Genomic DNA, 13044 nt, shown 5'->3' on the forward strand with positions numbered 1-13044 from the left:
CGAGCGCAGAACTCGCACGGGGATGGTCGTCCCGGGCCACGCGCGCTACCTCCCTGTTTCAGGGGGCATGCGGCGTGAGGGCGAGTGCATATCATCGGCTGGTGTATTTGAACGATACGGAGTGAGCGAAAGTGAAGGTATTGGTGGCAGTCAAGAGAGTCGTAGACGCAAACGTGAAAGTTGGCGTGAAGTCGGACGGCTCGGGAGTGGATCTCGCGAACGTGAAGATGTCGATGAACCCGTTCGACGAGATCGCCGTGGAAGAAGCGGTGCGTCTGAAAGAAGCGGGCGTGGTGACTGAAGTCATCGCCGTTTCCGCTGGTGTGGCGCAGGCGCAGGAAACGCTGCGCACGGCGCTGGCCATCGGCGCGGATCGCGCAATCCTCATCGAGTCGAATGAAGACCTGCAGCCGCTCGCCGTGGCGAAGCTCCTGAAGGCGCTTGTCGACAAGGAACAGCCGCAACTCGTGATCCTCGGCAAGCAGGCTATCGACGACGATTCGAACCAGACCGGCCAGATGCTCGCAGCCCTCGCGAACCTGCCGCAAGCGACGTTCGCCTCGAAGGTCGTGGTTGCCGACGGCAAGGCGACCGTGTCGCGCGAAGTGGACGGTGGTGCGGAAACGCTGTCGCTGACGCTGCCCGCAGTCGTCACCACCGACCTGCGCCTGAACGAGCCGCGCTACGTCACGCTGCCGAACATCATGAAGGCGAAGAAGAAGCCCCTGGAAACGGTCAAGCCGGAAGACCTGGGCGTCGACGTCACGCCGCGTCTGAAGACGCTGAAGGTTGCCGAACCGCCCAAGCGTAGCGCAGGCGTGAAGGTGCCGGACGTGAAGACGCTGGTCGAGAAGCTGAAGACCGAAGCCAAGGTGCTGTAAGGAGCGAGACGAAAATGACGAATCTGGTGAATCTGGTAATCGCTGAACACGACAATCACTCGATCAAGGCTGCGACGCTGAACACCGTCGCAGCAGCACAGAAGATTGGTGGCGATGTGCACGTGCTGGTCGCAGGCCACAACGCCCAGGCCGCAGCGGACGCAGCCGCGAAGATCGCAGGCGTTGCGAAGGTGCTGCTCGCCGACGCGCCGCAACTCGAACAGGGCCTCGCCGAGAACGTCGAAGCGACGGTCCTGACACTTGTGCAAAATGCGGCGAAGAACTACACGCACATCCTCGCGCCGGCAACGGCAGCGGGCAAGAACGTTACCCCGCGTATCGCCGCGAAGCTCGACGTCGCGCAGATCAGCGACATCACCGCCGTGGATTCGCCGGACACGTTCGAGCGTCCGATCTACGCGGGCAATGCGATCGCGACGGTGCAATCGGTCGATCCGGTCAAGGTCATCACCGTTCGCACGACGGCGTTCGATGCAGTCGCAGCCGAAGGCGGCAGCGCAGCGGTTGAAAAGCTCGACGCCGCAGCAGACAGCGGCCTCACGCAGTTCGTCGGCCGTGAAGTCACGAAGCTCGACCGTCCGGAACTCACGAGCGCAAAGATCATCGTTTCGGGTGGTCGCGGTCTGGGCAGCGGCGAGAACTACACGAAGGTTCTGGAGCCGCTCGCCGACAAACTCAACGCCGCACTCGGCGCCTCGCGCGCAGCAGTGGACGCTGGCTACGTGCCGAACGACTATCAGGTCGGTCAGACCGGCAAGATCGTCGCGCCGCAGCTGTACGTGGCAATCGGCATCTCCGGTGCGATCCAGCATCTCGCCGGCATGAAAGACTCGAAGGTCATCGTCGCGATCAACAAGGACGAAGAAGCCCCGATCTTCAGCGTGGCCGACTACGGCCTCGTAGGCGACCTCTTCACCGTCGCTCCCGAACTGGCCGCCGAACTCGATCGGGGCGCCTGATCACCGACAGCATGCCTGCGCGTGACTGAGCAAAGTCGTCTGCTGCCGTCTCGCGCCGATGCGGCACAACCGACGCCGGGCAAAGCACGTCATACATGCTCTATGCTTGTACCGTTAGTATCCGCCACGCTCGTTTGAGTCGTTTGCAACGCGTGGCGGATTCCTTCGCTACCTCGTGCGGCTTCGTCGCGACGAGCTCGCTATGATTCGCCTTCGACGCTCTGCGTGACTCCACAAGTGTAAAAGGCTGGCTGCGACCGCGGACCAGGTCGGCCGCCTTCTCGCCGATCATCATGCTTGGGGGCGTTGGTATTGCCGCCGATCAGCGTAGGCATGATGGACGCGTCTGCCTCGCGCATGTCCGGCGAAGCTAGACGGATCTCGCCGCGGCTATGCTGGCGCAGTACGCAAACGTGGCGGAATAGCCGTCGTCGCGTAGTTTGAGTTCCGAGCGAGGGATCAGCGCGGGCGCGAAATGTAGTTGCAGGTCGGGGATGTTGAGGTCGCGGCTGCGGCAGCCGTTCAACGCGGCATCGGCAGTGTTGCCGCCGTGCCAGGAATGTGCCGGCCCCCCGCGGTCGGCACATTCCTGCAGTACGGCGGTCCATGCACGCTGCCATGCCGGACTGCTCGCACCTCCTTACTGGCCCAGCGGCCTCTGGACGGACAGCTTGGTGGAGACCGATGTCACGCCGGGAACACCCTTCGCGATTTCGGCCAGCTTGCCGATCTGGTCTGCCTCCAGCACGGTGCCGCTAATCGACACGGCGCCGCCATTCGCCTTGACGCTGATACTGCCGGCGTCGATCTCCTTGTGTTTCGCGATGGCTGCGTAGATTTGCTTCTGAAGCGCACGGTTCGCGCGCCGGTCAGCTTTTGTCGTCGTGCCATTGACCGCCATGGTCGCGGAGGCGCCCGATGTTCCCGTTGCGTCACTGGGTTGCGACCACGCCGTGGAAGCGGCAGTTGTCGCGGCCAGGACCATCAATGCGTTCAACCCCGCGTTGAACGTTTTCTTCGCCTTCATCATTTTCTCCCACCTTGTGTGTGTCGAGACATCAGAAGCTGTGACGAATGCCGAGAATGGCAGCCGTAGTCGACTGACCAGGGGCCACCGGCAGGCCATACGCGATCATCTGGACCATGTTTCCCTTGTTATTCACATAGCCGACATCGGCATAGAGTGTCGTTCGTTTGGACAGGCTGTAGTTGGCACCGATGGCAATTTCGTTCGAATGATTGGACGAGTTGTTCCGGTCCTTCACGTAATAATCACCCATGCTTACCCGAAAAAACGGGCTGAATTGATACGCGAGGGCGCCGGAAAAGAGTTCGAGATTGGCCAGGTTCGGGTGTGCGGGATTTTTGGCGATGGCGTACGAGGTCGACACAGACAAGCTCCGGTACGTGTACATCGCACCCAGGTAGTAGAAGCGATTGTTGTCCTGCCCGGTAATTGGCGCAGTGGACAACGTTCCGGCAGGCAGATTGATCGAATACGGATTGGTGTCATGTCCGTTGTAATACACAGCGGCAAGCTGCAACCCATAGTTCGAGTACTGCAGCACGGCCGATTCGCGCGTATTGCCTTGGGGCTGGCCCGCGACGCCACCCGGCGCGAATTCGAGCGCGAGCGAAGCGCCATAAAATTTCGGCGAGTGATAAACGATGGCATTGCTGTCATACAGCGCCCCGATCGGCGCGTTAGTGCTCGCGCCTTGCCAGCCCGCGGCCGTATTCAGGGAGAGCCAGGCCGTGAGGATACTGCCGAAGTACTGCGATCCGCGGGCGTCGGTCTCCGCCATCGCATAGGCCATCGGTATGATCTGCCGCCCAAAATCCAGGCTGCCGAACGGGCCGGAGACACCAACCGAAGCCTGTTGGGCAAAGAGCGCGCTGGCGCCCGCCGAATCGGCCAACTGAAGACTGCCGGTGGTGGCGTTGAAATTCCCCTGTAGCTTGAAGTTGACGTAGTAGCCGCCACCAATATCCTCGGTCCCCTTGAAGCCCAGGAAGCTGCCGTACAGACCGCCGTTCGTGAGGCCAAACGTCGAGCCCATGTTGTGCAGAGCCGCTAGCGGCAAACTCGGCGGGAAGCCCTTCGCCGAGGTGCTTTGATAGGCAAGACCCATGTCGATCGACCCATACAGCGCCACCGACGATTGCGCATTCGCTGCACTGGCGAAAACGAAACATGCCAACGCACTGCTTACCTTCAACTTCATTCTCATTCTGTCTCCTCTGTATTGGCGATATCCGGCCTGATTCGGCTTCTCGCTATTTTTCGAATGAAACTGAGCCGATTGTCTCTATCGGTATTTGGTTTGATAAGCATTACTGATCTACATAGCCTTTAGTTGAAACCTCCTTTCCTGGTAGTCTTTTTTCAGGAAGCCGATGTGCCAGTTCTTTGTTCTCTCAGGTTCATTGGCAGTGCCCGGGCTTCACCTTTCGGCTTTCAGCTTTCCGACCCCGCCTCTTCATGTTGGGCACGTTCGTATCATCCCAGGCGAGAAGTGGCGCGGATCGTTCAGGCGGGGTAAGCCATTACCAGCGAGCATCGCTTCGTTTCCCGTTTGCGCTTATGGCGCGGGCGATACACGATGTGGTACGTCGATACTAGGCGCACAGAAAAGTTGCCCCCCCTCCCTGTGATGGGGAGGGGAGCGGGTGAAATGCACTTGAGTTCAGCTGATGGTTCTTCATCGTCGAAACGTTCGAGTTCGCTGTGAGGACTGTGACTTGGCACGACCGCTTGAATGCGCTCGACTCGAATGTCTCGCATGGCTGGATCGTACGTAGCAGAGAACACCGCACGCCGATACCTGGAACCAGCAGGTCGGTTCGTGAACGAAGGAGAGTGTGATGCGCACACATCAGATTGAGATAGCGCATGCCGCCGAGTTCTTGCTGGCACTGCTGCCAGCGCACGGCCGCCCACCGGGCGACCCGGTGTCTCCCTGGGGCGCACACTTGGCGTATCTCTGGACTGCGCGCGCTGGATCGCGTGAATTTGATGCTATGCCGCTGCCGCGCCTGCATTTCCAGTAGCAAGGCGAGGTAGAACCGTCGCGGGGCGTGCATTTAGCGCCTCGATCGGTCTGCAGCGGCGAGCAAACGCATGAGCCTCGCGGGCGATCGACACTCGCTATTCAACGTGGTCAGTTCACGGAGTTCGAGGGGCGAATGAACTCGCTGACGACAAGCCCGAACCAGGGGCATGGACATCGTTCTGGCAGCGCCAATGCCGGTGCGGATGACGATTGATCAGGAACCGGTGGACCCAACTGTGGGAGGCGCAGACCAGCGGCCTGGAAGGTCCGGCGATGGCGCGCGTTCGGTCACTGCCCGGCGCTCACGCGCCAGGCACCGATGGCCGTGCGCAGATGACGAGTCTGCTCCTCGAGCGATGCGGCGGCGGCAGCAGCCTCTTCGACAAGCGCGGCGTTCTGCTGCGTAACCTCATCCATCTGCACGACAGCGCGGTTGATTTGCGCAATCCCGCCCGACTGTTCTTCGGAGGCTGCACTGATCTCACCGATGATGTTAGTTACCCGACGCACGGCATGAACAATTTCGCCCATCGTCGTACCGGCGCACCCGACAAGCGCCGAGCCGCTTTGGACCTTGGCCGCGGAATCGTCGATGAGCGTCTTGATCTCCCGGGCCGCGTTTGCACTGCGTTGCGCGAGAACGCGCACTTCGGCCGCCACCACCGCGAAGCCTCGACCCTGCTCTCCGGCCCGGGCGGCTTCGACCGCTGCGTTCAGCGCGAGAATGTTGGTCTGGAACGCAATGCTTTCGATGACACCGATGATGTCGACGACTTTGCTCGAACTCGTGGCGATCTCCTTCATTGTCGAGACGACCTTGTCCACCACCTCGCCGCCGCGTGACGCGATATCCGATGCGTTGAGCGCTAACTGGGCGGCCTGGCGCGCATTTTCAGCGTTCAACTGCACCGTGCCGGTGAGCTCATTCATGCTCGAAGCGGTGTTTTGCAGCGAGGCCGCCTGCTGCTCGGTGCGTTGCGAGAGATCGGTGTTGCCGATCGCGATTTCCCGCGCGCCAGTGTCGATAGATTCCGTGCTCGCGCGGACCGACTCGACCATCGTCACAAGGCTGCCCTGCATTCGCTTGATCCATGCGAACAGGTGGCCGACCTCGTTGTCGCCCGTAATCACCATCGACTGCGTGAGGTCGCCTCCCGCAATGCGCTCGAAGCACCGGGCTGCCTCCTCAAGCGGCCGAACGAAGAGGCGGCTGATGGCGAAGCGTGCGAGCACAACGATCAGCACGGCCAGCAACGTAACGGCGACGATCAGGGCGGTCATCAGGCTGAGGTTCGACAGTGCCTTGCCGTTTGCGGCAACGGCGCCTTGCTGCATGGCTTTGGCGATTTTGGCGGAAGCGCCGGAGTACGCAGCGAACATCGGTGCGACCTTGGTGTCGGCAAGCGCACCGAACGCCGACAGGTCGTTCGCGCCGAGCGCCGCGAGTTCTGGCTCGACGCCTTCGCGAATGAGCGCATCGTGACGCGCGAGAAGGTCATCGATCGTGGCCGCGTCAACGCCGGGTTTGGGTGCGCCCGCAAAGCGCTGCCATTGCTGTTCGGACAAGGCGAATATGCTTAGTGCGCGGGTGTATATCTGCTTCGCCTCGTCCGTTTTGCCTTGCGCGGTCAGCGTGACGTAATGGTTGATGCCCAGGTGCGCCAGCAGCAAGCCGGAGGTGGAATCGTCAAGCGATTTGATCGCAACCATGTCCCCACCCACGATCGCCTCGAGCGAGCGACTCGCGCCATTCAACGCGGTGAGAGCAAGCGTACCGACCGCCACGCTCAGTGCAGCCAGGATGACGACCATCGCTGTGAGCGACTTGCGAATCGACCATTTACCCATCATTTTTCTCCTTTTTTATTTGGTACCCCGCTGGCCAGTGCCCGGATCGGACGCCGTGCGCTTCTCCGGCGGCCAGACAACGCGTGCAGCCTCGCCATCCGCGCGGTAGGCGTAGCAGGTATCGATGACCCGCGGCTTCGGTATCGTGGTCATTTCGGCGACTTCGCGCAGGCGCTCCGCGGTTTGCATGCGGCCGAAGCTTGCCTGCATCACAGTGGTGGCCAGCGGGCCGAGCAGATCGGAGAGATGTGTGCAGCCATTCACGCCGCCAATGAGAGATCTGGCGCGTTCCTTGAATCTTGGAGCGATGCGCAAGCCGGCGAGCGCGGCATAGGCCGGATTGATGTCGCGGCAATATGGTGTGGGCGCGGCCTCCGAGCGCGCCTCGACGTGCTCGATCACGAAGTCAGCGCTGACACGCATGGTGATACGCATGTCGTGGAAAATTTCTCCTGCCTCGACAGTTCGAAACGGCAGCACGGCCACAGCCGATTTGCAGTCGACCATGCGCGCCTCAATCTCGTAGCTGCCGTTGCTGCTTTCATAGACATCGCATGTAATTTGCCGCGTATGCAGCGGCTTGCGCGCCGGTCCATTTGCGTGGTCGTTCGTCGACATACTCGTTCCCTCGTCAGATGCGATGCGTCGTTCTGGTCAGTGCGTCGGACGCTTTATTTCGTGAGGTCGCGACGTTCGAATATCACGATGGTCTCCGGGCAGACCAACTCACACCCCACCCCGTAGCGGGGGGTTATGTCTTGCTACAAGGGCTGTCACAGTCTCCGCGAGTGAAAGTTCGGGGACAGGTAGCTGATTTCCCCTATTGCCATGACGCGAGCGCGAAGGCTGGAGATTGCTCATCTACAGGCGGAAACCGGCAATTGGGGCCAGCCCGTCGCAGCGAAATTCAAAGCCGTCCGAGCACCAGCCCATGTTGCTTTTTTCGACCGTGACCTTACACGTCATGGACTCCTGTCAAATCCTCCGGTATCGCATTTGCGGCGGACCCAATCTATTCCAGATCAGACGACTCCGTTTGATTTGCCGTCATACCCGGCTCAGTTCGAGCACACACACCATGAACCATAAACCAATCAAGTCACTGCTAATTGCTAACCGGTCGGAAATCGCAATCCGTGTGATGCGCGCCGCCGCCGAGATGGACATTAGGACAGTGGCCATTTATTCGAAGGAAGACCGTCTCGCGCTTCATCGGTTTAAAGCCGACGCGAGCTACGTGGTAGGCGAGGGCAAGAAGCCTCTTGCTGCCTACCTCGACATCGAGGATGTTCTGCGCATCGCCAGAGAAGCCGACGTCGATGCCGTCCATCCTGGCTACGGCTTCCTCTCTGAGAATCCGGATTTCGCGCAGGCCGTGATCGATGCGGGCATGCGCTGGATCGGACCGACGCCCGAAGTGATGCGCATGCTTGGCAACAAGGTGGCGGCGCGCAACGCGGCAATCGCCGCGGGCGTGCCGGTGATGCCGGCAACAGATCCGCTGCCGGCAGATCTCGACGTGTGCAAGCGCCTCGCGGCCGGCATCGGCTACCCGTTGATGCTCAAGGCGAGCTGGGGCGGTGGTGGCCGGGGCATGCGCGTGCTGGAGAGCGAGGAGGATCTCGATGCTTCGATTTCGGCAGCTCGCCGCGAAGCACTCGCCGCATTCGGCAACGACGAGGTCTACCTCGAGAAGCTCGTGCGCAAGGCGCGTCACGTTGAGGTGCAGGTGCTAGGCGATTCGCACGGCAACATCGTGCATCTGTACGAACGCGATTGCACGGTGCAGCGTCGCAACCAGAAGGTCGTTGAGCGCGCGCCCGCGCCGTACCTGGATCACGCGGGCCGCGCCGAACTCTGTGAGGCGGCGCTGCGCCTCATGCGCGCGGTGGGCTACACGCATGCGGGCACGGTGGAGTTCCTGATGGATGCGGACACCGGGCGGTTCTACTTCATCGAAGTCAACCCACGTATTCAGGTCGAGCACACGGTGACCGAAATGATCACGGGCGTCGACATCGTGAAGGCACAGATCAGGATCACCGAGGGCGGCCGCATCGGCCTTGCCGAAGACGTCGTGCACGAGAGCGGCGACATCGTCGGGCGCGCAGCGGGTGTGCCCGCGCAGGCCTCGATTCCCTTGAATGGCCACGCGCTGCAATGCCGGATCACGACCGAGGATCCCGACAACGGGTTTCTGCCCGATTATGGGCAGCTGACGGCATACCGCAGCGCATCGGGTTTCGGTGTCCGGCTCGACGCCGGGACGGCATACGGCGGCGCGGTCATCACGCCGTACTACGATTCCCTTCTGGTCAAGGTAACGACATGGGCGCCGACGTCGGGCGAAACGATTCGCCGAATGGACCGCGCGCTGCGTGAATTCCGTATTCGCGGTGTCGCGTCGAATCTGCAGTTTCTCGAGAACGTCATTAACCATCCAGCATTCGGCAAGGGGGAGGTGACGACCCGCTTCATCGACCTCACGCCTGAACTGCTCGCCGTGACAAAGCGGCGCGACCGCGCCACCAAGCTGCTGCGCTATCTCGGCGAAACATGCGTGAACGGTCATCCGGAGATGATGGGCCGCTCGCTGCCGGCCCTGCCACTGCCAAAGCCCTTGCTGCCCGTGGTCGATACGTCGAAACCGTTGCTCGTGGGCACGCGCGATCGTCTACGCGATCTCGGCGCAGACGGATTCGCGCAATGGATGCTGGACCAGAAGCGTGTGCTCCTGACAGACACAACGATGCGAGACGCGCATCAGTCTTTGTTCGCAACGCGCATGCGCACAGCCGACATGTTGCCGATCGCACCGTTCTACGCGCGCGAACTCTCGCAGCTCTTTTCGATGGAGTGCTGGGGCGGCGCGACCTTCGACGTGGCGTTGCGCTTTCTGAATGAGGATCCGTGGCAACGTCTCGCGCAACTGCGCGAGCGCGTGCCGAATGTTCTTTTCCAGATGCTGCTGCGCGGCTCCAATGCGGTCGGCTACACGAACTACGCGGACAACGTCGTGCGCTTCTTCGTGCAGCAGGCCGCCAGTGCGGGCGTCGACGTGTTCCGCGTGTTCGATTCGCTGAACTGGGTGCGCAATATGCGCGTGGCGATCGACGCGGTACGTGAAAGCGGCGTGCTGTGCGAGGGCGCGATCTGCTACACCGGCGATCTCTTCGACGTCGCCCGTTCGAAGTACGACCTCAAGTATTACGTCGGAATTGCGCGCGAACTCCAGCAGGCTGGCGTGCACATCCTGGGCATTAAGGACATGGCGGGCATTTGCCGCCCGCGTGCCGCAGCGGCGCTCGTGAAGGCGCTCAAGGAGGAAACCGGTCTGCCGGTTCACTTCCATACGCACGACACGAGCGGCATCTCGGCGGCTGCGGCGCTCGCTGCCATCGAGGCGGGGTGCGACGCCGTCGACGGCGCGCTCGATGCGATGAGCGGTCTCACGTCGCAGCCGAATCTCTCGAGCATTGTGGCGGCGCTGGCCGGCACCGAACGTGATCCGGGCTTGAGCCTCGAGCGTCTGCATGAAGCCTCCACGTACTGGGAAGGCGTGCGCCGCAACTACGCGCCGTTCGAATCGGACATCCGCGCCGGCACGGCAGATGTCTATCGTCATGAAATGCCGGGCGGCCAATACACGAATCTGCGTGAGCAAGCGCGCTCGCTCGGCATCGAGCATCGCTGGACCGAGGTATCGCGCGCGTATGCGGACGTCAACCGGATGTTCGGCGATATCGTCAAGGTCACGCCCACTTCGAAGGTGGTGGGCGACATGGCGCTCATGATGGTGGCGAACGATTTGAGCGCAGCCGAGGTGTGCGATCCGGCGAAGGAGGTCGCGTTCCCAGAGTCGGTCGTGTCGCTGTTCAAGGGCGAACTGGGTTTCCCGCCTGATGGCTTTCCCAAGGCGCTGTCGCGCAAGGTGTTGCGTGGCGAGCCGCCGGCGCCGTTCCGGCCGGGCGACGAGATTGCGCGGGTCGATCTGGATGCCGCGCGCGCGAAGGGAGAAGCGGCGTGCGAGCATCCATTGGACGACCAGCAACTCGCTTCGTATCTGATGTATCCGAAGCAGACGGCCGATTACTATGCGCACTTGCGTGCGTACAGCGACACGTCGGTCTTGCCCACGCCGGCTTACTTCTATGGCCTGCAACCGCAGGAAGAGGTTGCAGTCGATATCGATGCGGGCAAAACCCTGCTCGTCTCGCTGCAGGGCCAACATGCGGACGTCAATGAAGGCATGGTGAAAGTGCAGTTCGAGCTGAACGGTCAGTCGCGCACGGCCGTCGTGGAGCAGCGCAGTACTGTCCAGGCATCGACGGTGCGGAAGGGGCGCCCAGTCGCCGACCCTGCAAATCCGTTGCACGTTTCTGCACCGATGCCGGGTTCGATCGTGAGCGTTGCGGTACAGCCCGGGCAGCGCGTGAGCGCAGGCAGCACGCTGCTTGCAATTGAGGCCATGAAAATGGAGACGCACATTGCCGCCGAACGCGACGGCGTGATCGGGGCGGTGCACGTGCGATCCGGCGATCGCGTAGCGGCGAAGGATTTGCTCATTGAGCTCGACTTGCCGAACGGTTGAGAGCGATCGCGCATGCCCTGTGAGGGGAGACTAACGGGCATGCGCCCCAACTTGGGAGGATCGTACTTATCATGCAGCATCTGGGAATCGCGACGCGCAAGAATAGCCACTAACTCCGGCCTGGAAGCGCCACGCGGGCTAATTATGGGTGTGTCGCCGCTACTGATTTCGCTGTGTGGGTAGGATAATGGGTACGTCGTGGCCTGAATGTGTGGAATCCAAACCTGGCGCGGCGTTCCGGGCGATCGTTGGAGTTGGCTGCCTTCCGCCAGTGGGCCTCTCAGCCGCTTCCACGCACCTCCTCCTGACTGCATCCGGCCGCAGTCGACCCGTTGCCGTCATTTATCTCGTCTCGACAGATGCGACCGTTCTGGAAGCACCAACGGCCATTCGTCTATCGCGCTGGCTAGTTCTTCACGTGGCATCGTTTCCCTTTGCGCGGACGTGTCGGCACGTTCGTCAAGGGTAAAGCCGGATCCCGTGAGTGACAGAATGATAAATAATGGTGACAAAATGATAAATCTGAAAAAGGCATAGTCCTTAAAGTGTTTCCAACGGATTCGCCACTGTGCGAAGGACGATCACTCACGTTGGAGACACACAATGAATTTTCTTGACGACAACCTTTTCCCGGAAAACCAGGAAAAGCTCGTGATCCAGGTGGCCCCCTACGGCCCACAATGGCTTCCGAGCGACTCGGACGATATTCCCGTCAGCATGGACGCTCAGATCCAGAAGGCCGTGGACTGCTACAACGCTGGCGCCACAGTGCTTCACGTCCACGTGCGTGAGGAAGACGGCAAGGGTTCGAAGCGGCTGTCGAAATTCAACGAAATGCTGGGTCTGCTGCGCGAAGCTGTGCCCGATATGGTGCTGCAGGTTGGCGGGTCGATCTCGTTCGCGCCGGAAGGCGAGGGACAGGAGGCGCAATGGCTCGACTACGATACGCGCCATATGCTCGCGGAGCTCGATCCGAAACCCGACCAGGTCACCATCACGATCAACTCCAGCCAGATGAACATCTGCGAGCTGCTAACCGCAGATGACGTCGCCGGTACGATCCTGGAGAAGCCGGAATATTTCAACGCCTACTCAGAAATGGTGGTCGACGCAAAACCGTCGTTTTTCATCGAGCATCTTCGCCGCCTTCATCGTTCCCGCATCCAGCCGCATTTCATGCTCGGTCACGTGCATCAGCTTGAAAGCGTCGAGCGTCTGATTCGCCGCGGCCTGTACACCGGTCCTCTGATCCTCAACTACGTCGCAATTGGCGGTGGCGCTGCAGGGCTGCATCCGGCCGACCTGATCGAGTTCGCGCGCCGCACGCCCGATGGTGCGGTACTCACCATCGAGAGCGCCATGCGTGCCGTGCTGCCGATGAACGCCATTGCCATCGCGATGGGGCTGCATGTTCGCGTAGGCATCGAAGACAACCTCTGGGGCCGCAAGGGCGAGCGCATGACGTCGGTGCAGCAGATCGAGCAGACGGTGCGGCTCGCGCGCGAACTGGGCCGTGACATCGCGACCGGCGCGGACGCGAAGCGCATCTACCGCATCGGCGAATGGTACGACAGCGCCGACGAAACCATTGCGGCGCTCGGCATGGCGCCCAACCGAAAGCCGGCGCAGCGCGGCTTCACCGTGCCAGGCCATGCCTGAGCGCGTGCGTATTGATCCTTCGCGAGTTGAAA

8 protein-coding genes are annotated in these 13044 nt (G+C 61.4%); 4 read left to right on the top strand and 4 right to left on the bottom strand.

Annotated elements, in window-relative coordinates; genetic code table 11:
- Positions 1 to 131: 131 nt before the first annotated feature.
- Together U5A58_RS25885 and U5A58_RS25890 are read left to right on the top strand one after the other, a co-directional pair.
- Positions 132 to 881 carry an electron transfer flavoprotein subunit beta/FixA family protein gene (locus U5A58_RS25885; RefSeq protein ID WP_321963589.1) on the top strand — a complete coding sequence of 250 codons (750 nt, stop codon included), beginning with the start codon at positions 132 to 134 and terminating at the stop codon, positions 879 to 881.
- 23 nt (positions 882 to 904) lie between these two features.
- The gene (locus U5A58_RS25890) at positions 905 to 1861 is read left to right on the top strand and encodes an electron transfer flavoprotein subunit alpha/FixB family protein (protein WP_321916164.1); all 957 of its coding nucleotides are present in this window, start codon (positions 905 to 907) and stop codon (positions 1859 to 1861) included.
- A 640-nt stretch (positions 1862 to 2501) separates the two neighbouring features.
- On the opposite strand, the gene U5A58_RS25895 is transcribed toward U5A58_RS25890, so the two are convergent.
- The 4 genes from U5A58_RS25895 to U5A58_RS25910 form a co-directional block, all read right to left on the bottom strand.
- Positions 2502 to 2891: a BON domain-containing protein gene (locus U5A58_RS25895; protein WP_321916143.1), complete on the bottom strand. Its 390-nt coding sequence runs from the start codon at positions 2889 to 2891 to the stop codon at positions 2502 to 2504.
- Between the two features lie 28 nt (positions 2892 to 2919).
- Positions 2920 to 4086, bottom strand: a complete 1167-nt coding sequence (locus U5A58_RS25900) for a porin (RefSeq protein ID WP_321916144.1) — start codon at positions 4084 to 4086, stop codon at positions 2920 to 2922.
- 1116 nt (positions 4087 to 5202) lie between these two features.
- The gene (locus U5A58_RS25905) at positions 5203 to 6765 is read right to left on the bottom strand and encodes a methyl-accepting chemotaxis protein (RefSeq protein ID WP_321916145.1); all 1563 of its coding nucleotides are present in this window, start codon (positions 6763 to 6765) and stop codon (positions 5203 to 5205) included.
- Between the two features lie 12 nt (positions 6766 to 6777).
- Positions 6778 to 7380, bottom strand: a complete 603-nt coding sequence (locus U5A58_RS25910; protein ID WP_321916146.1) for a DUF2889 domain-containing protein — start codon at positions 7378 to 7380, stop codon at positions 6778 to 6780.
- Between the two features lie 460 nt (positions 7381 to 7840).
- On the opposite strand from U5A58_RS25910, the gene U5A58_RS25915 reads away from it, so the two are divergent.
- Together U5A58_RS25915 and U5A58_RS25920 are read left to right on the top strand one after the other, a co-directional pair.
- Complete coding sequence (locus U5A58_RS25915) at positions 7841 to 11353, top strand: pyruvate carboxylase (RefSeq protein WP_321916147.1); 3513 nt, start codon at positions 7841 to 7843, stop codon at positions 11351 to 11353.
- A 603-nt stretch (positions 11354 to 11956) separates the two neighbouring features.
- Positions 11957 to 13012 carry a 3-keto-5-aminohexanoate cleavage protein gene (locus tag U5A58_RS25920; RefSeq protein ID WP_321916148.1) on the top strand — a complete coding sequence of 352 codons (1056 nt, stop codon included), beginning with the start codon at positions 11957 to 11959 and terminating at the stop codon, positions 13010 to 13012.
- Positions 13013 to 13044: the final 32 nt, after the last annotated feature.

The organism is Paraburkholderia sp. J7 (genome assembly GCF_905220155.1).
In the GTDB taxonomy this organism is placed as follows: Bacteria; Pseudomonadota; Gammaproteobacteria; order Burkholderiales; family Burkholderiaceae; genus Paraburkholderia.